The organism is Corallococcus sp. RDP092CA (assembly GCF_041903675.1).
In the GTDB taxonomy this organism is placed as follows: domain Bacteria; phylum Myxococcota; class Myxococcia; order Myxococcales; family Myxococcaceae; genus Corallococcus.
In genome coordinates this window covers 1-20,113 of the sequence record NZ_JAYESI010000017.1, presented here as the reverse complement: position 1 = coordinate 20,113, position 20,113 = coordinate 1, and the positions used below count along the sequence as shown (strand labels likewise).

7 protein-coding genes are annotated in these 20,113 nt (G+C 69.3%); 5 read left to right on the top strand and 2 right to left on the bottom strand.

Features of this window, described 5'->3' with window-relative positions:
• Window positions 1-30: 30 nt before the first annotated feature.
• From U8525_RS19140 to U8525_RS19120, 5 genes are all read left to right on the top strand, one after another.
• On the top strand, window positions 31-12,306 hold the full coding sequence (locus U8525_RS19140) for a tetratricopeptide repeat protein (RefSeq protein ID WP_374267701.1): 12,276 nt from the start codon (window positions 31-33) through the stop codon (window positions 12,304-12,306).
• A 136-nt stretch (window positions 12,307-12,442) separates the two neighbouring features.
• The gene (gltJ, locus tag U8525_RS19135) at window positions 12,443-14,578 is read left to right on the top strand and encodes an adventurous gliding motility protein GltJ (protein ID WP_374267700.1); all 2,136 of its coding nucleotides are present in this window, start codon (window positions 12,443-12,445) and stop codon (window positions 14,576-14,578) included.
• 235 nt (window positions 14,579-14,813) lie between these two features.
• Window positions 14,814-15,701 (top strand): hypothetical protein, encoded by an 888-nt coding sequence (locus U8525_RS19130; RefSeq protein ID WP_374267699.1) that lies wholly within the window; start codon window positions 14,814-14,816, stop codon window positions 15,699-15,701.
• 225 nt (window positions 15,702-15,926) lie between these two features.
• Complete coding sequence (locus U8525_RS19125; protein WP_374267698.1) at window positions 15,927-16,409, top strand: toxin-antitoxin system YwqK family antitoxin; 483 nt, start codon at window positions 15,927-15,929, stop codon at window positions 16,407-16,409.
• A 103-nt stretch (window positions 16,410-16,512) separates the two neighbouring features.
• Window positions 16,513-17,613, top strand: a complete 1,101-nt coding sequence (locus U8525_RS19120) for a TIGR04552 family protein (RefSeq protein WP_374267697.1) — start codon at window positions 16,513-16,515, stop codon at window positions 17,611-17,613.
• A gap of 111 nt (window positions 17,614-17,724) precedes the next feature.
• On the opposite strand, the gene U8525_RS19115 is transcribed toward U8525_RS19120, so the two are convergent.
• Complete coding sequence (locus U8525_RS19115) at window positions 17,725-18,321, bottom strand: hypothetical protein (RefSeq protein ID WP_374267696.1); 597 nt, start codon at window positions 18,319-18,321, stop codon at window positions 17,725-17,727.
• Between the two features lie 41 nt (window positions 18,322-18,362).
• On the bottom strand, window positions 18,363-19,706 hold the full coding sequence (locus U8525_RS19110) for an Ig-like domain-containing protein (RefSeq protein ID WP_374267695.1): 1,344 nt from the start codon (window positions 19,704-19,706) through the stop codon (window positions 18,363-18,365).
• Window positions 19,707-20,113: the final 407 nt, after the last annotated feature.

The following is a 20,113-nucleotide window of genomic DNA, read 5'->3' as shown; positions in this document are numbered from 1 at the left end:
TTCATTCCCCCCTTTTGTCCAACGAGCCTCATGGAACAGCCTTCCACCCCCACGCGTCCCACGCTGCGCGTGACCGATGACCGCTCCTTCGTTGAAACCGAAGCGGCCCTGGAGAAGACGGGCCGGGTCGAGGAGCTGATCCGCCTGTATGAGGGGCGCTCGCGGGACGTGCCCACGGAGGAGGCGTCGCGCCTGTTGTGCCGCGCGGCGGAGCTGGCCCACGAGCGTCAGCGCAACGCGCCGCGCGCGGAGGATCTGCTCAAGCGCGCGCTGCTGGTCTCCAGGGATCCGATGCCCGCGCTGCGCGGTCTCAAGCGACTGCATGAGATCCGCCAGGACTCCTCGTCGCTGGTGGACGTGCTGGAGCGGCTGGGCGCGGCGACGCAGGGCGAAGAGAGCGCGGGCTACTACCTGAAGGCCGCGGACCTCTACGAGCAGAAGCTCTTCCGGCGCGACCGCGCGGTGCTGTGCCTGCAGCGCGCGGCGCGAGTGAAGCCGGACCGCGCGACGTTCCGGCGCGTGCGCCAGCTGCTCTTGTCCGAGGAGCGCTTCCAGCCGGCGTTCGAGGCGTTGCAGCGCGAGCGCGCCGCGCTGGGCGACGCGGGCATGGCGGAGGAGTACGCCGCGCTCGCGGAGCGGCTGGTGGATGATCCCACCGAGCACTCGCTGGCGCAGCAGGTGCTGGACGTGGCGCGGGAGCTGGATCCGCAGAACGCGCGCGCGGACAAGGCCGCCCGCGCGATGCAGCGCTTCGAGCAGGTGTGGCGCGACAAGGTCCGCATGCTGCGCGGCATGTCGCTGGAGGAGCGCGACCGCAAGAGCGCCGCGCGCCTGTCGCTGCTCGTGGCCAAGCTCTTCGCCTGGTATGACCCGGGCTCCGCCGCCAAGGTGAAGGAGGCGCTGGATCGCTGCTTCCTGCTGTGGCCGGGCATGCCGGAGGCGCTCACCCTCATCGAGCGGATGGCGGCGCGCGCGGGGGACTACGGCCCGGCGCTCGCGCAGCTGGAGGCGATGGCGGGCGAAGCGCGTGACCGCACGGCCCAGGTGGACCTGTGGCTGCGCGTGGGCACGCTCAAGCTGGGGCGGATGAACGACGCGGCCGGGGCGCTGGCCGCCTTCGAGAAGGCCGTCGCGGCGGACGCGTCGCGCGCGGACGCGGCCAGCCTGGCCGCGGAGCTGATGCTGGGGCAGGAGCGCTACGCGGACGCGGTGGCCACGCTGGAGCGGTACCTGGGCACCGTGAAGGACCGCGCGCAGCAGGCCAGCCTGCGCCTGCGCCTGGCGGACCTGTGCATGCAGCAGCTGAAGGACGCGGACGCGGCGCGCGCGCACCTGGAGGCGGCGCTCAAGCTGGAGCCCACCAACGCGCTCGCGGCCTTCCAGCTGTCGCGCCTGCTGGCGGAGGACGAGAAGCTGGACGAGGTGCTGCCGCTCCTGGAGCTGGCCATGCTCGCCCCGCGTCCGCGCGCGGAGCGCGTGGCGTTCTGCGAAGCGCTGGCGCTGATGTTCGAGGAGCAGGAGAACGCGCGGGGCGCCTTCGAGGTGCTGGCGCGCGCGCTGGAGCTGGAGCCGGGGCGGCCGCTCCTGCTCAACACGGTGGTGGAGCACGCGGAGAAGGCCAACGCGCAGCCTGCGCTGGCGCACGCGCTGCTTCGCGCGGCGCAGGGGGCGACGCCTCCAGCCGTGGCGGTGGCGCTGTGGCGGCACCTGGCGCAGCTGCTCCAGGGGCCGCTGGCGGACCCCGTGCGGGCGGAGGCCGCGTGGCGCGAGGTGCTCTCGCGCGCGCCGGGAGACACCGCGGCGAGCGAGGCGGTGAAGGCGCTGCAGGCGGCCGCCGCGCTGGCGGATGATCCGAAGACGCGGCTGGAGACGGACATCGCGCGGCGCGAGGCGGCGGGTGCCTCGCCCGTGGAGCTGGAGCCGTACGTGCGCCAGTGGGTGCAGCTGGCGCCCGAGGACGCCCAGGCGGTGCAGCGCCTCCAGTCGCTGTGCGTGGCGCTGTCGAAGTTCGAGGAGGCGGCGGCGCTGGCGGGGAAGCTGGCGACGCTCTCCGAGACGCAGCTCGAGCGCAACGAGTGGACCGCGCGGCAGGCGAAGCTGTACGCGGAGCGGCTGAACCGCCAGGAGGACGCGGCGGACCTGTTCCTCGCCCTCCTGGCGGAGAACGTGTCCACGGGCGTGGTGGTGGGGGGCCTGGAGCGGCTCGCGGCCGGCGGCGTGCGCACGACCGAGCTGACCGAGGCCCTGGCGAACCACTACGGCCGCACGGGCGACCACCAGCGGCAGGTGGCGGCGCTCCAGCAGCAGCTGGACTCCACGACGGACGCGCCCACGCGCAAGCGGCTGCTGACGGTGCTGGCCGGCATCCACGAGAAGCAGCTCGCGGACAGCCGCGCCGCCTTCGACACGCGGCTGCGCATGGTGCGCGAGGAGCCGAAGGACGAGGCGGGACGCGCGGAGACGGCGCGCCTGGCGCGCGACCTGTCCGCGCACGCGGAGCTGGGCCGCGTGCTGCGCACGCTCGCCACCGAGTCCGAGGATCCCCTCCTCGCCGTGCAGCTGCTCTCCGAGGCGTCGTCGCTGGCGGAGGAGGGCGGGATGGCGGCGGAGGCCATCACGGCGCTGGAGGCCGCGCTGTCGCGCTCGCCCGAGTCGCCGCAGGTGCTCCAGCGCCTCGTGCGGCTGTACGGGCGCGCGGGCCGCTCCGCGGACGCGGAGACGCTGCTGCGCAAGCGCATCCACGCCACGCGCGGGCCGGAGCGGCTGGACCTGCTCCTGCGGCTCGTGGACCTCAACGTGGAGCTGGGCCGTCCGCAGCAGGCCGCCGAAGCGCTCCAGTCCGCCATCACGCACGGCGGCGAGGAGGGCCGGCACCTGCCGCGCCTGGCGGAGCTCTACGAGAAGGCCGGCATGCAGCGCGAGCTGGGGGACACCCTGGCGCGGATGATCGGCCTGGCGGAGACGGCCGGTGACGCGGACCACGTGTCGCGGCTGAAGCTGCGCCGCGCGCAGCTGCTGCAGGGCTCGCAGGACGGCAGCGCGGAGGCGGTGCAGAGCTACGCGGACCTCCTGCGGCAGCGTCCGTCGGATCCGGACGCGCTCTCGGCGCTGGAGGCGATGCTGGCCTCGGGCCCGTCGCGCGAGGCGGCGGCGCGGGCGCTGATTCCCGCGTACGAGCGCACGAAGGAGCACCGCAAGCTGGTGGCGACGCTGGATGTCCTCGCGGAGGTCGCGCGCGACGACGCCGGGCGGGTGCAGGCGCTGCGCCACGCGGCGCAGGTGCACCTGGCGCACCTGCGGCAGCCGGAGCTGGCGTTCGCGTCGCTCGCGCGGGCCCTGCGCCTGGCCCCGGCGGACGCGGGCCTGCGGGCCGCCGCGCGTCAGGCCGCGGAGGACGCGGACTCGCTCGACAGCTTCGCGGAGATCCTCTCCGAGCTGACGGAGGAGGGCGACGTCGGCCCCGCGCGCGCGGCGCTGCTGCGGGAGCTGGCGGAGGTGCAGGAGAAGAAGCTCGACGACCGGCCCGGCGCGGTGAAGGCGCTGCGCGCGCTCCTGGAGCTGGAGCCGGGCAACCTGGACAGCCTGAGGGCGCTGCAGCGGTTGCACCGCGCGGGCGAGGAGTGGGCGGCGCTGGCGGAGGTGCTGGAGAAGCTGGCGGCGGCCATCCAGGAGCCCGCGGATCAGCTCGTGTGCCTGCGCGAGGCCGCGCTGCTGCACGAGGCGAAGCTCACCGACAAGGAGAGCGCGGCGGCCGCGTGGCGCGCCATCGCGGAGCGAGACCCCGCGCAGCGCGAGGCCGCCACCGCGCTGGACCGCCTCTACACGGACCTCAACCGTCCCAGGGACCTGGCGTGGACGCTCACGCTGCGGCGCAACCAGGAGGGCCAGAGCCCGCAGGGGCGCGAGGTGTCCTTCCGCCTGGCGGAGCTGCTGCGCACGGTGCTGGACGACGCCAACGCGGCGCTGGGCCTCTACAAGCGCATCCTCACGGAAGACCCCGGACACCCGGGCGCGCGGGCCGCGCTGGAGGCCTGGGTGAAGGCGTCGGTGCCCATGAGCGGCGCCGCGCTGGAGGTGCTGGACAAGGTGCTCGCGCAGGTGGGCGACCATGCCCGCCGCGTGGCGCTGCGCGAGACGCGGATGGAGTCCGCGCTCACGGTGGAGAAGATCATCCTCGCCGGAGAGGTCCGCCGCATCTACGAGCGCGACATGCAGCAGCCGTCGCTCGCGTTCATGTCTGCGGTGAAGGCGTTCGCCAACGACCTGGACCGCGAAGGCGTGCGTCCGGACCTGGAGCGGCTGGCCCGCGAGACGGGCAGCCACGAGGTGCTGGCGGAGATCTACGAGACCACCGCGGTGGAGCTCACCGCGGGGGACCCGGCGACGCTGGACCTGCTGCGCCGCGCGGCGGAGCTGCGTGAGAGCCTGGACCAGCCGGAGGAGGCCACGCGCCTCTGGAAGAACCTGCTGGCGGACGCGCCGCAGGACCGCCAGGCGCTGGAGGCCCTGTCCCGGCTCTACGAGAAGGGTCAGAACGCCAAGAGCCTGTCGGAGGTCTACGCCCGCCAGGCGCAGCTCTCCACCGACCCGGAGACGCGGCTGGGGCTGCTGCTCAAGGCCGGCGAGGCCTACGCGAGCGCGGGCGAGGACGCGAAGGCCATCGAGGTGCTCCGCTCCGCGCTGGCGATCCGCAAGGTGCCGGAGGGCCTGCTGGCGCTCGACAAGCTGTACGCGAAGACGCGCCACTTCGTGGAGCAGGCGGACGTGTTGGATCAGCTCGCGGAGCTCGCGCCGGACGAGCCCGGGCGCCGCGCGTACCTGCTGCGCCGCGCGCAGCTGCTGGAGAAGGAGGTCGGCCCCGCCGAAGCGCTGCCGGTGTACCGCCGGCTCCTGGAGCTGTCGCCGGGCGACGGCCAGGTGGTGTCGGGCCTGGAGCGCCTGCTCGCGCACGACGGCCCCCGCCTGGAGGCGGCGCGGCTGCTGGAGCCCGTCTACCGCGGCCTCAACGACACGCGGAAGCTGGTGGACGTGCTGGAGGTGCTGCTGCCGGGCGTGCCGCCGGAGCGGCGCCTGGAGCGGCTGCAGGAGATCGCCGTCCTGCGCGAGGGCCTGGGCCAGACGTCGCTGGCCTTCGTCGCGCGCCTGCGGGCGTTCAACGAGCTGCCCGCGGAAGCCAGCGTGCGCGACGACCTGGAGCGGCTCGCGGCGGACTCGGGCTCGTTCGAGGAGGTCGCGGCGGCCTACGAGGATCAGCTGGAGCTCGACCCCGCGGAGCCCCTGGCGGGCGACCTGTGGCGGCGGCTGGCGGCCATCTACGACAACCGCCTGAAGCGCTACGACCTGGCGGTGCGCGCGCTGGAGCAGGTGAGCCGGCGCGACCCGATGAACAAGCCGGTGCTGGAGGCCATCGCCCGCGTGCATCGCCGCACGGGCGCGCACCGGGAGCTGGCGCTCGTCATGCGCCGGCAGGTGGCCGCGGAGACCAACCCGTCGTCGCAGATCAACCTGCTCTTCGAGCTGGCGCACCTGGCCGAGGAGACGCTGGCGGACAAGTCGCTGGCGGCGCAGGCGTACCGCGAGGTGCTGGAGCGCCGCCCGGAGAACGCCAACGCCCTGAAGCTCCTGGGCCGCGTGCTCGCGGACATGGAGCGCTGGGCGGAGCTCGCGCAGCACGTCGAGCGTGAGATCCAGATGGCGGACGCGCGCGACGCGCAGGAGGAGGCGTCCGACCTGCGCGTTCGCCTGGGCCGGCTGAAGGTGTCGCGCCTGGATGACCCGCGCGGCGCGCTGGAGCTGTACCAGGAGGTGCTCGCGCGGCGTGCCGGACACCCGGGCGCGGTGGGCGCGCTGGAGGAGCTGGCGCGCTCGGAGAGCCCGCTGCGCGGCGCGGCCGCGAGCGCCCTGGAGCCCATCTTCGCGTCGGTGGGCAACCACCTGAAGCAGGTGGAGATGCTGGAGTCGCGCGTGTCCGCGGAGCCCGTGCCGCAGGAGCGGGCCGCGCTCCTGCGCCGCATCGCGGAGATCTACGCCACGTCGCTGGAGAACGCGGAGATGGGGTTCCTCTCCGCCACGCGCGCGCTGCGCGAGCTGCCGGAGGACCCGCGCTCGCTGGAGCTGTGCATCCAGCTGGTGGACAAGGCGGAGGCGCCCGAGGAGCTGTGCGCGGTGCTGACCGAGGTGGCCCCCAAGGCCAGCGACGTGGCCCGCGCGGAGCTGTACCGCGCGCTCGCCCGGATGCAGGTGGACCTGGGCGAGCCGGCGGAGGCGCTCCAGTCGTGGAAGCGCGTGCTGGAGCTCAAGCCCACGGACACCGAGGCGCTGGACGGCACCGCGCGGCTGGTGGCCTCGCAGGGCCGCCCCTCGGAGCTGCTGGAGGTGCTGCGCCGGCAGCTCGCGCTGTCGGAGGAGCCGGCGCGTCGCGCGGCGGTGCTCCATCAGATTGGCGCGCTACAGGAGGAGCAGCTCAAGGATCCGCTGGGCGCGCTGGCCACGTTCCGCCGGCTCCTGGAGCTGCAGCCGGACGACACGGTCGCGCTCGCGCGGATGGATGCCCTCTGCCAGAAGCAGGAGCGCTGGCCGGAGCTCGCGGACGTCCTCGCGCGGCGCATCGCGCTGATGCCGCCGGAGGAGGGCCTGGAGCTGAAGTTCCGCCTCGCGACGGTGCGCGAATCCAAGCTGCTCGACAAGGCGGGCGCGCTGGCGCTGTTCGGCGAGGTGCTGTCCGTGCAGCCCAACCACCCGGGCGCCGTGAGCCGCATGGAGGCCATCGTCGCGCGCGAGCCTCAGAACCTGCTCGCGGTGGAGACGCTGCTGCGCTCCTTCCGCGCGAGCGGTGACGTCGCGCGGCTGGCGCAGCTGATTGAAACGCGCGTGGGCGTGTCTCCGGACGCCGTCGAGCGCAAGCAGCTGCTCGGCGAGCTGGCCACGCTGCGCGAGACGCAGGGCGAGGGCGAGCTGGCCTTCCTCGCGCTCTACCGCGGCTTCAAGGAGGACCCGAACGACAGCGAGGTCCGCCGCCGCCTGGAGAACGCCACCGACGTCGCGGGCAGCTACGACGAGCTGGTGGTGCTCTACGAGGAGGCCCTGCCGCGCATCGCCGAGGCCGCCGACGCGGCCCAGGTGTGCCTCAAGCTGGGCCAGGTGCTGGAGACGCGCCTGCGCGATCCAGACCGCGCGGTGTCCTACTTCGAGCGCGCGCGCACGCTGCACGCCTCCGTGCAGCAGGCCTCGCTCGTCGCGCTGGACCGCCTCTACCTGCACCTGGAGGCGTGGCCGGAGCTGGCCGGCGTGCTGGAGGCGCTGGCCACCGGCGCGACGCAAGCGGCGGACAAGATCGGCTTCCTCTTCCGCCTGGGGCAGCTCTACCAGGAGCGGATGGACAGCCCGGACCGCGCCGCGGGCGCCTACGAGGCCGTCCTCGCGCTGGATCCGGAGCACCTCGCGTCGGCCCGGCTCCTGGAGGGCATCTACGAAGGCGCGGGCGCGTCCGAGAAGCTCTACGCCATCCTGAAGCTCCAGGCGGACAAGGTCACCGGCAGCGAGCGCGACCGCGTCCTGGGCAAGATGGCGCAGGTGTCCGCCGAGGGGCTGTCGGACCTGGGCCGCTCCATCGAGCTGTACCGCGAGCTGCTGGCGAAGAACCCGCGCAACGAGCAGGTCTTCTCCGCGCTGGAGTCGCTGTACGAGCGCGCGGGCCGTCCGCAGGACCTGCGCGAGATGCTCGAGGGCCGCCTGGCCATCACGCTGGATCCGCGCGAGGTGGTCCGCCTCAACGAGCGCCTGGGGCGCGTGGTGTACCGCCTGCTCAAGCAGCCGGAAGCGGCGGTGCCGTACTTCAAGGCGGCGCTGGACCGCGACGCGCGCCACCGCGTCGTGCTGGACACCCTGCGCGAGCTGTACGACGAGACGGGCCAGCGCGAGGAGCTGGTGGGCGTGCTGCGTCGCCTCATCCCGCTGCAGGACAGCAGCGACGGCGTGAAGGCGCTGCGCCTGCGGATGGCGGAGGTGCTCGCGGGCATGGGCCGGCGCGAGGAGTCGCTGGACGCGGCCCGCCGCGCGCTGGAGGTGGAGCCGCACGTCGTCGCCGACCTGGAGCGCGTGTACGCGCTGTCCGTGTCGCTGCGCGCGTGGAACGACGCCGTGCGCGCCCTGGAGCTCAAGGTCCAGGTGCACCTGACGGAGGAGGAGCGCGACCCGGCCATCGCCGCGTACTTCACGGTCGCGGACCTGTGGGAGGGGCAGGGGGGCAAGCCGGAGCTGTCCGCCGGCGCGCTGGAGAAGGTGCTGGAGCTCGACCCCGCCAACCGCACCGCCTACGAGCGCGTGTGCGGGCTGTACCGCGCCAACAACGACTGGCGCGCCTACGCCACGGTGATGGACCGCTACATGCCCCACCTCGTCACCGGCGAGGAGAAGCTGGCGGCGCTGCGGGAGATCGCCCGGGTGCAGGAGGAGCGCCTGGGCCAGAAGGACGTGGCCTTCCTGGCGCTGTGCCGCGCGCTGCAACTGGACGCGGCCGAGGACGCGCTGCGCGAGGAGGTGGAGCGCCTCGCGGACGAGACGGGCAGCCACGAGGAGCTGGCGGCGGTCTACGAGGAGGTCGCGGACGAGCTGCCGCGCGGCCCGCTCGCGGAGCGCATCTACGCCACGCTCGCGCGCATCCACGACACGCGGCTGGATGATCCGCAGGCCGCGGAGGCCGCGTTCCGGAAGATCCTGGAGTTCGACCCCACCAACGCCACCGCGCTGGACGGGCTGGCGGCGGTGTTCCAGCGGCGCGGCCGCGACCGCGAGTACGTCGTCGCGCTGGAGCAGAAGCTGGAGGCGGCGGGCTCCATCGAGGCGCGCAAGGGCATCCTCAAGGAGATCGCCCGCGTCTGGGACGAGACGCTCGACGACCCCACCGAGGCGGCCAGCGCCCTGCTGCGCGCGCTGGAGCTGGAGCCGGACCTGGAGACGCTCGGCGTCCTCACGAACCTGTACCGCCGCGGCAACGCGTACCGCGACGTGGCCACCACGCTGCTCCGCGCGCGGGACCTGTCGCCCAGCAACGAGGAGCGCGCGCGCATCCAGGTGGAGGTGGCGACGGTCTACGAGCGCGACCTCAAGGACGACGAGTCGGCGGTGGCCGCGAACCGCATGGCGCTGGAGTTCGACCCGTTCAACCGCGAGGCGCTGGAGGCGCTGGAGCGGCTGCACACGCGGTTGGATCAGCCGGCGGACCTGCTCGCCATCTACGAGCGGATGCTGGAGCTGTCGCAGGACTACCGTGAGAAGGTCCGCGTCCTCTTCCGCAGCGCGACCATCTGGGAGGACACGTACCAGAACCCGGCCAACGCGGACGCGTGCATCGAGGGCGTGCTCTCCATCGACCCGCAGAACGTGCCGGCCATCAAGTCCCTCATCCGGCTGCGCCGCGCGCAGTCGCGGTGGGAGGACCTCATCCTCGCGTACGAGCGGCAGCTGGCGCTCGCCACCAGCCCGCAGGAGCAGGCGGAGCTGTACGTGGAGATCGGCAACGTCCAGTACCAGAACCTCAAGGCGGTGGACCGCGCGGTGAACAGCTACCACGCGGCGCTCGCCACCGACCCCGAGTCCCGTCAGGCGCTGCACGCCCTGGGCAACCTCTACGAGCGCAGCGGCAACTGGCCCTTCGCGTTGGAGATGCTCCAGAAGGAAGCGCAGGTCGTGGGCACCGACCCGGCGGCGGTGGAGCTGTGGCACCGCCTGGGGAAGATCAACGAGGACATGCTCGCGGACATGTCGAGCGCGAGGAACGCCTACCAGCAGGCGCTCTCCATCGACCCGGGCCACCTGCCCACCATCCGCGCCCTCAAGGGCATCCAGGAGCAGGAGAAGGACTGGGGCGGCTACGAGCAGACGCTGCTGCAGGAGGCGCAGCAGACGGAGGATCCGGCCGCCAAGGGCCGCGCCCTGCTGGACGTCGCGCGCTACCACGCGGAGACGCGCGAGGACCGCGAGACGGCCACGCCCTACTGGGAGGAGACGCTCAAGCACATCCCGGACAGCCTGGAGGCGGCTCGCCCGCTGGCGGACGTCTACATCGCGCGCGAGGACTGGGCGTCCGCGGAGCGGATGCTGGACATCGTCACGCGCAAGATGGCGGAGAAGGCCATGGCGGAGAAGGACGCCGCCATCGCGCAGGACCTCTGCCGCCAGCTCTACCGGCTGGGCTACGTGACGGAGAAGCTGGGCCGCCGCGACAAGGCCCTGTCCTCCTACGAGAAGGCCTACGGCCTGGACGCCACGTACCTGCCCGCGCTCGAGGGCTACGGCAACCTGCTGGTGCAGGCCAAGCGGTACGAGGATGCGCTCAAGGTCTTCCAGACCATCCTCATCCACCACCGCGAGGAGCTGACGGACCTGGAGGTCGTGGAGGTCTACTGGCAGCTGGGCGACGTGCACGCCGCGCTCGGCCAGACGGACCGCGCGCAGAACCACTTCGAGAAGGCGCTCGCCATCGACCCGCAGCACGAGCCGACGCTGCGCGCGCTCGTCGCGCTGATGGACAAGGCGGGCAACTACGAGAAGTCCGCGGAGCTGCGCCAGGAGCTCGTCAACAGCCTGGAGGGCGAGGCCAAGGTCAAGGTCTACCTGGAGCTGGGCCGCATCGCGCGCGACGAGCTGCATGACCCGTACATGGCCATCGACGCGTTCACCGGGGCGCTCAAGACGCAGCCGGACGCGCCGGAGGTGATGGACGCGCTCTACCGCCTGCTGCGCGAGACGCGTCAGGGCCAGAAGGCCGCGGACGTGCTGGGCCGCATGCTGGCGCTGCCCGCGCTCGCCCTGGAGCCGCACAAGGCCAAGCGCGTGTGGTTCGCGCTGGGAGAGATCCGCCGCGACGAGCTGAAGGACGTGGAGGGCGCGACGCAGGCCTTCAACGCCGCGCTCGACCTGGACCACCGCTTCGTGGAGGCCTTCAGCGCGCTGGAGGCGATGCTCGGCCGCGCGCGCCAGTGGAAGACGCTGGAGGAGAACTACACGCGCATGCTCGCGCGGCTGCCCAAGACGCCGGACACGCACCCTGCGCGCATGACGCTGTGGCGCGCGCTGGGCGACCTGTACCTCCAGGTGCTCAAGCACCCGGAAGGCGCGGTGGCCGCCTACGGCGTCGCGGCGAAGGGCCTGCCGGACGACGCCTCCATCCAGGAGACCTTCGCGGAGGTCGCGGGCCAGATGCCGGGCCGCGAGGAAGAGGCCATCGTGGCGCTGCGCCGCGCGCTGCCCAACACGGAGAACGCGCGCAAGGTGGTGGGCCACCTGGTGCGGCTGTCCGCGGTGCGCAAGGACTACGACGCCGCGTGGCTCGCCGCGCAGGCGGTGTCGGGCCTGCTGGGCGAGGCGGGGGAGGACGAGCAGGAGATCCTCACCAAGCTGGGGCCCTACGCGAAGAAGAAGGAGCTGGCGCAGCGTCCGCTGACGGACCGGCTGTGGCAGACCGCGCTCTTCCACCCGAAGGTGCGCGGGCCGCTGTCGGAGCTCCTGGGCCTGCTCTTCGAGAAGGCGGGGCACCTGTACGCGGTGCCCTTCCCGCAGTACCAGCTGGTGCCGAAGCGCCACCGCATCGACGTGGCGACGGCGCAGGAGTACCACGTCAACCACTACCGCTACGTCGCGCGGCTCTTCGGCATGGAGGCGGTGGAGCTGTACTCGCCCTTCCTCGTGGCCACCCGCGAGCGGCTGGCGAAGCGCTCCAACGAGCCGGCCCCCGAGCCGCTCGTGAACGTGGACCTGCTCCAGACGCATCCCGCGTGTGTGCGTGTGGGTGGCAAGTACTTCGCGGAGCAGGGGCAGAAGGAGGTGTACTACCTCCTGGGGCGGACCCTGGCGCTCGCGCGTCCGGAGCTGGCGTTCAGCCAGCGCGTCGCGCCCGAGCGGTTGGAGGCCGTGGTGCAGGCCGCGCTCAGCCTGGTGGTGGGCAACGTGCGCTACACGGTGGATCCGCGGCTGGTGGACGTGGAGCGGCAGCTCCTCCAGAAGAGCCTGAGCGAGCCGGACCGGGCCGCCCTGGCGAAGGTGGCGAGGGCCTACCTGCCCACGGCGACGCCGCAGGATGTGCGCACGTGGCTGGAGGGCGCGGAGCTGACCGCGTCGCGCGCGGGCCTCTTCGCGGCGGGCGAGATGGAGCCCGTGCGCCGCATGGTGCAGGGCGAGACGGGGTCCTCCTTCCGCGTCGCCCCGCGCACCAAGCTGCGGGAGCTGCTGGTGTTCGCCACCTCCGAGGATCTGCACGAGCTGCGTGTGGCCGTTGGCACACACGTCGAGGTCCAGGTACGAAAGTAGGGCCCTCAGACCGCCGCGAGGGTTCAAGCGTTGAAAGCAGGCGGGCGTTCAAGGCAGGTGACCTTGATCTCCGCCGGTGGCCACTTCTACGATTCCGACGGGATTTCGCCCGTCATTTCTGAGGCTTGCGGGAACGATGCGTTTCGTCTGCGACAGCTGCCGCGCGCAGTACATGATCAGCGACGACAAGGTTGGCCCGAAGGGGGTCAAGCTGCGTTGCAAGAAGTGCGGTCACACCATCCTGGTGAGGCCCGCCGGTGCAACGGCGGCGAAGGAGGGCGGGGCGGAAGCCTCCGCGTCCACGGAGAACCCGGGCAGCACCGCGGAGGCGAACGCGCCGCGCATCGTTGAGCCGACGGGCAACGGGATGCCCGCCACGCTGGGCACGCCGCCCGAGGGTGGCCTCTTCACGGACGTGGAAGAGGATGAAATCGGCGCGGTCTTCGACCAGGTCCTGAGCACGGGCTCGCAGAAGCTCAAGGCCGCGGAGGCGGAGGCGGAGGCCAAGGCCGCGAAGACGGAGGCCGTGCGCAAGCTCGCCGAGGCCGAGGCCGCCGAGCCATCGCCGGAGGAGAAGGCCGCCGCCACGCAACACGAGTGGTACGTCGCCATCGACGAGAAGCAGGTCGGCCCCTGGACGGTGGAGAAGGTGAAGGACGCCTGGGACCGCGGCGAGGTGGGCCCGGACAACCTCTGCTGGCGTTCGGGCTTCAGCGACTGGATTCCCCTGTCGGAGACGGCGGAGCTGGCGTCGGTGCTGGCGCCGCGTCCGGCCAAGCCGGTCATCGTCGCGCCCGCGCCGGTGTCCACGTCGTCGCCCACGCTCCCCGCCGGTCCGGTGGAGTCCGCCTTCAGTGCGGGCAGCTCGCGTCCGGGCGCGGGGGGCAACTCGGCCGTGGCCGAGGAGCCGGTGGGTTGGAAGCCTTCGGCCGCGAGCGTGCTGGCCTCGCTGGTGAAGGAGGAGAACGACGCCCTCAGCAAGCCGCCGCCGCGTCCGGCGCCGTCGCTGGAGCGCGAGCCGTTGTCACAGTCGCGCCTCCTGGACGTGCCCATGCCGCCGCCGGAGCCGGTGTCCTCCCCGGCGATGCCTGGGGCGATGATGGCCGCCGCGCCGGCGATGGCCGCGCCCACGGCCTACGCGTCGCCGCAGCCGCAGGGCTATGCGCCGCAGCCGCAGGCCCCGCAGCAGTACGCGCCGCAGCCGCCCGTGGCCTATGCGCCGCCGCAGGCGCAGATGCCGTACGGGCAGCAGCCGCAGGGCTATCCGCCTCCGGGGTATCCGGCGGCCTATCCGCCGCCCGCGGCGGCACCCGCGGGCGGCAAGGGTCGCTCGGGGGTGATGATGGTCGCGGTGACGGCGGGCGTGCTGGTGATGGCCGGCGCGGCGGTCGTCTTCGTCGCGCGCGGCAATTCGGCCGAGCGCCCGGCGGAGCCGCCGGCTCAGGTCGCGGCCGCGCCGACGCCCAAGGCCGAGGTCCCGCCCATGCCGCCGCCTCCCGCGGCGGTGCAGACGCCGCCGGCCGCTGCGGCGGTGCAGCCCGCGGCGACGCCGCCTCCGCCTGCCGGGACGCCTCCGGAGGGCACCGCGGCGACCGCTGCCGCGGGGACGCCCACCGCCGCGGGCACTCCGCCGGCGGGAACGCCTCCGGCTGCGGCGCCTGCCGTCGCGACGGCTCCTGCCGCCACGCCGACGCCTCCTCCGGCCACGGCGGAGGTGAAGCCTGCTTCCGCGGGGACGGCGGTGGCGCGGGTGGATTCACGCAACCATCGCAAGTCGGGCTCCAGCGGAAGCCGAGGCTCGCAGCGGGATGACGATGAGGGCGACGCGATCACCGTGTCGAAGCCATCCTCTTCGTCGTCCTCATCGAGCTCCAGCAGCGGGGATGACGATTTCGACGAGCTGTTTGGCACGAAGAAGGCGCCGGCGAAGCCCGCGAGCAAGCCGACGGCGACGGCGTACATCCCGCCCGAGCCGGGAGGCGGCACGCTGGAGCGCCTGCAGCAGTCGGACATCATGCAGGTGGTGCTGAACAACAAGCCGGCCATCGTGAAGTGCGTGAACGAGCAGAAGCAGAAGGATCCGTCGCTCAGCGGCAAGCTGGTGATGCGCTGGACGGTCCAGACGAGCGGCAAGACGAGCAACGTGTCGTGCCGCACGGATGAGTTCCGCTCGAGCTACATGGCCACGTGCATCACGGGGCTCATCAAGAGCTGGTCGTTCCCGAAGCACCAGAAGCAGGGAGAGCCCATCGACTTCCCGTTCACGTTCTGAAATTCAGGGGCGACATCGCCGTCACGTATGACGGCGATGTCGTTCTGTCGTGCGTCAGGACTGTGCGCTTTCGTGAACAGTGAATTTCCCTGGGGGGGAGCCGTAGGAAGGTCGGTCAACACTCGTTGACACGTCTGGAGCGAGGGGACTAAAGCCCGCTCGACTTCAAACCCGGTGTCTGGAGTCAAGTGGCCGGAGACACAGGGTGACGTAACCCTCCAGGAGGAAGTTCCGAATGCAGCTGCGCAAGATGATGGTGATGCTCGCCGCTTTGAGCTCGATGAGCCTGGCCCTGACGGCCTGTGGCGATGACACGACGGGGGCTCTCGACACCTGTACGTCGAACACCGACTGCTCCTCCGGTTTCTGCAACACGGCGGCCGGCGTGTGCATGGACACCTGTGAGAGCGGTTCGGACTGCCCGGATACGGAGAAGAACTGCGCCGTGCTGGCCGGTTCGTCGAGCACGCAGAAGGTTTGCCAGTGCCAGACCAACCAGCTGTGCAACACGGGCGACTCCACGGACCTGGTCTGCGGCACCGTGTCCAAGCGCTGTGAGGAGCCCGGCTCCACCCCCGCGGGCTGCACCAAGGACTCTGACTGCGGCGCCGGCAACACCTGCGACGAGACGACGGGTGTGTGCAGCCCGGCCGCGACGACCTGCACCGGTGAGGGTCAGGCCACTTGCGCGTACGGCTCTGCCTGCTACAGCGGCACCTGCTCGGCGCCCCCGGCCCCTACCTGCAAGAACTACGAGAACTTCGGAAACAAGTCGGCACTCGGCACGACCGGGCCAATCATCTTCAAGGTCGCGACCACAAGCTCTACCACGGACACGGCCTTCTGCGGCAACACCTACACCAAGCGCGTGAAGGTTACGGTCTCCGCGTACTCGGATACGGCTTGGCCTGCGACGTCGAAGGAACTCAATGGGTTCTTCTACGTCGTCGTGGACGGCACCCCGCAGGATCCGTCTATCAGCACGTCCACTGGCAACTACACCGTTTCTGGTAAGCGTGCGGACATCGTGGCCAACCTCTGCGTGCTGCCGTCGTCCACCACGGCCTCCTTGGGTTACTATTTCACGAGTGGTAATTTCTTCTGCTACCAGTCTAATTTTTGAGACTTGGCAGAAGGGTCCCTGAGATTCAGGGCTCCAGTTAGTCGAACGAGTTTGGAGCCCTGCCCAAGAAACCCTGGGCAGGGCTCGTCGTTTCATGTGAGCCCAGTACGTCTGAAATTTCGATTGGGCACTCAGTGGGCCGGGGAAACTCGCTGAATTTCAGTCAGTCTTTCTCCGTCTTGTCATGTGCGCCCACGGGCGTTCCTGCGACTCAAAGGAGACTCCATGCAGTCCAAGAAGCTGATGCGGATGTTCACCCTGGGCTTTGCTCTCGCTTCTCCCGTCGCCTTTGCTGGCGATGCCAAGGCTGAACTGACCTGCCCGGAAGGCACCAAGCAGTCCGGCTCCAAGGAGGAGGGGCTGTTCTGCCGCAAGAGCGCACTCCTCGGCGGGAACTTCGTGGCGGAGGGGCCCTATAGGTCGTTTCATGCCAACGGCAAGAAGGCGGCCGTTGGCCAGTATGCGAACGGCTTCAAGACCGGCACTTGGTACTTCTACGACGAAGCCGGTAACCAGTACGGCAAGACGGAGTTCCGCGAGAACAACTACCACGGCACGCGGACGCTCTACTTCGCCAGTGGCAAGCCCCACTTCATCGAGCAGTATCAGAACGGCCTGAAGGACGGTGTGGTGCAGGAACTGAGCGAGGACGGCAAGGTCGTCCATGAGAGCCGCTTCGAGAAGGGCAAGGAAGTCGCCGCCAAGTAGCCAAGCGGACGTGGTCAAGAGGGCCCCAGCCGGCTTTCCAGGCCGGGGCCCTTCGCGCTCGCGGGGCTTTCCCTTGGCGCTCCAGGCAGGTAGGAACAATGCTGTGAAGGCCCCCTCTCTCGTTCCAGTCCTTGCCGCTGTCCCTGTCTGCACGGTGTCGCAGATGGGACTGCGCGAGCTTGAGCGTATCCGGCTCATCCTGAGAGGTGGCTCGGTCATCGACTGGAGGCGCATGCACTTCCAGACTCGGGACGAGGTGGATCGGTTTCTTCGCCTCTGCCAGTTGGATGTGTCGCGGCCCTATGACGATGCCTGGGCCCGCACGGTGCTCGCGGATGCGGTGGAGTATCTGCGCAAGACCTTCGACTACCGGGTCGCGGATGCGGTGGCCCAGCCGGAAGAGCTCCATGATCTCTTCCTTTTTGCCTCGGGCGCGAAGGGGCTTGCTCGCTACCGGCGGATTGCCTGCATTGTCTTGAAGGTGATGCATGTCATCCAGCACATCGAAGGGCGTGACCTTATCTTCCGGCTGGCTGCTTCCGAGGCTGAACTGGCGGAGATGGTCACGGAGAAGGTGTTGGGCGTTGCTCGCGAGATGAAGGAGATGGGCTTGCCCATCGTGGAGTTTGCCCACTCCATCAAGACGCGGGACTCGCTGGTCACGAAGCTGATAGCGAAGAAGGAAACCGTGGCGGCGCAGGTCTATGACCGCACGCGATTTCGCGTCATCACCCGTAAACGAGAGGATCTGTTGCCGGTTCTCTACTTTCTGACGCAGCGTCTGTTCCCCTTCAACTTTGTTGTCCCGGGGCAGACGGAGAACACGTTGCTGCCGTTCAAGGGGCTGCTGGAGGAGAACCCCCATTTCGAGCAGTTCATCCCGCAGCTCCACCTGGACAGGGACTTCGAGGACCGCGAGGACCGGACGGGGAACGCCTTCTCTGGGGGTTCCTACCGGGTCCTCAACTTCGTGGTGGACCTTCCTCTGCGGATGGACCCCTACCTGCCCCCGCCCGAAAGTGATACCCGCCCTCGAAAAGGGCGGGTCACCTTCTCGCTTGTCGAGTTTCAAATGGCGGATGAGGAGACGGCACGTCGCAATGAGCTGGGTGACAACGCTCATGAGAGCTATAAGCGACGGCAGAAGCGGCGCGTCCTCAACCGCCTGAGCCGCGGACTGGTTGTGCCGAAGCGTCAGGGATGAGTCCCAACTGAGGGTCCTGACTGCGAATCACTGGTGCGTGCCCGCAGTGCCACGCCATGGGATGTTATCGCGTCGCCACATCCTTGCATGGGTGGCTTTCCGGTATCTGCTCTACGAGGCGGTAACACAGACCTCATTGCCGCCGACGAAGAAGAATCCGGCGGTATAGCTTGCTGTCCCAGACGGAAAGCACAGGCTTACGTCGAAAGTAATGTGTTTATTGCCGTTGGTCGTCATGATGTTCTGAACGGTCGTTATATTGATCTCACCCCCGCTGGGGGTGACGAGGACCAATCGGCCACTGAACCCCTCTATCGAGGTGGGCAGATCCGCGGTTGGCGCGTACGCCTTGAGTCTGAATGTTGCCCTGGTCGGATAAGCGTGACCGCAGTAGGTTGCGTCGGACGTGAACCTGATCGCCTTGGCTTCGTAGATGACTGGGCCGGTTGATGTGTCGGCATTCCAGATTCTGCCGTAGATTGAAAAGTTGTTACAAGTTGGGTACGGAACCCTCGTGCATTGGCTGGTGATTGTCTGGCAGTAGTCCCCGTAGTTGCATATTCCAGGCTGGCCTTCGGATTTGAAGCAGGCCTCTCCAACGCTTGCTTTCTGGGAATGAATATCGTTGTCGACTCCTTCTGTGGGGTAGGGGCCGCAGCCTGGAATGGCGAGCGTCATGGATGTGAAAAGTGTCAGTGTGTTTTTCATGTTTAAGTGCCGATCAGCTATTGTGCTGCTCTTGGGGGTGATTACGGATATTCGTAAGTGACAAGCAGTGTTGCCAGGACGGGATTGTCTATGGAGTCTGAGTAGACTTGATCCTTGAACTGGTCTGAATTGTTGGGTGATTCGAACCGCAGTCTGTACTGGGTCCTCTTGTTGCGAAGATTGCGGTTTTCCCAGTCCTGGACGGTCCATGACGTGACGTCGAACTCCCCTCGAAGTGGCTTGTCGAGTAGGGAGACGGCGACAGCCGGAGCAAGCGCGGGCGTTTGGTAGTCAGCTACAGTCTCTGGATTCACGTCGTTGTACGATAGTTCAATGCTGTTTCCAACATCGACTGGCTCGATCAGAAGAGCGCCAAACTTCGAGAATGGATCCCCGATGATCTTGCTGACGGGCCACTTCAGTCGGGAAGAAACCAATCGGGTCAGATTCTCAGGTAGGCCGTTGAGTTGAAAGCCGAAGAAGAGCCTCTCGATATTGGATCCGCTGTCATCTCCCACCCACGCGACGTTGTAGAATGTCGTTTGCCGGAAGTAGCTCGGTGCTCCAAATGAGCCGCTCGTTTCAGGGTCGAACTCAATGACGGCTGTGTAGATTCGAAGTGTTCTGAAGTTCTTTGTTACTTCGTCGGGGAGCGCGTTGCCTGCTGCGTCCTGCGCTGAATTGGCGATGCGCCATGCGACGCTGGTTCCATGGACAAACTCGCTGGTTGACGTGAAGCTGACTTCCGTGCTGGCGGCGTTCCAGGAGAACTCTTCCGGTGTGATTCCGGCTGGGGTTGTGAAGGAGATGGCCGCCTCGGTTTCGGCCCTGTTCATGGGCTCCGAGAAAGTCACCTTGATGGTGGGTTTGCGCTCAACCCCAATGGCGCCACTGCTTGGCGTGGTCGAAAGAACCGACGGTGGCAAGGTGTCTGGCTGAGGGCCTGCGGTAGTGAAGCTGAAGGCATTGGCGCCTTCAATCGCGTTCCCGGCTGGGTCCGTTCCTTGAACTGTCAACGTGTACGCCGTGTCCTCGGCGAAGTGAGACTGCATCTGGATCGTGACCTGCGTATGGTTTTCTGCCCAGGTCAGGGTTTCCGGTGCCGCTGGCGGAGAAAACGAAACCTGCAGCGAATTGGGGTCCATGGACTTGGAGAAGGTGAACCCGAGCGTTGAATCAATGGGAACTCGGGTACTTCCATCCGCAGGTACGGTGGTCAGCAGCCGGGGCCCTTGCTGATTGACAGCTCCTCCATCCTGGAATGTCCCTGCATCCAAGTTCGTGCCCGGGGTGGGGTTTTCAAGGGGGGGAATCTCCAGGCAGGCCGGGAGCAGCGCGAGCAGGAGCAGCAGATTGCGTGGGTGAATTACTCGGGGATTGGGCATGGGGGCGCGTTCTGCAAGGTGGGGTCCGTTCCGGTCCCGAGTGAGAAGACTGCCATGCTCGTCCGAGGAACAGGACGGGTGTCCGGGCCGGGAGGCGCTGGAAACACGTCTGCCCGCCGCCCCCGGACTTCAGGTGGGGAGGACGGAGGGGAGGGAGGGACGCGGGTCGTGTCCCTATAAGTGTGTAGATGGCGAGGAGGGACGAGCGGGAAAGAGGGAAGCTCCTCGGTGAAACCAACCGAGCCGGTCTCCTCCTGGCAGAGGAGCCGAGGAGGAGTTCGGTCGTGTCCCTATAAGTGTGTAGATGGCGAGGAGGGACGAGCGGGAAAGAGGGAAGCTCCTCGGTGAAACCAACCGAGCCGGTCTCCTCCTGGCAGAGGAGCCGAGGAGTTCCCCGACGTGGACGT

Bases quoted from the DNA above. Each gene is read 5' to 3' on its own strand.
- U8525_RS19140 (WP_374267701.1), top strand. From the start codon at position 31: ATGGAACAGCCTTCCACCCCCACGCGTCCCACGCTGCGCGTGACCGAT.
- gltJ (WP_374267700.1), top strand. From the start codon at position 12,443: ATGCGTTTCGTCTGCGACAGCTGCCGCGCGCAGTACATGATCAGCGAC.
- U8525_RS19130 (WP_374267699.1), top strand. From the start codon at position 14,814: ATGCAGCTGCGCAAGATGATGGTGATGCTCGCCGCTTTGAGCTCGATG.
- U8525_RS19125 (WP_374267698.1), top strand. From the start codon at position 15,927: ATGCAGTCCAAGAAGCTGATGCGGATGTTCACCCTGGGCTTTGCTCTC.
- U8525_RS19115 (WP_374267696.1), bottom strand. From the start codon at position 18,321: ATGAAAAACACACTGACACTTTTCACATCCATGACGCTCGCCATTCCA.
- U8525_RS19110 (WP_374267695.1), bottom strand. From the start codon at position 19,706: ATGCCCAATCCCCGAGTAATTCACCCACGCAATCTGCTGCTCCTGCTC.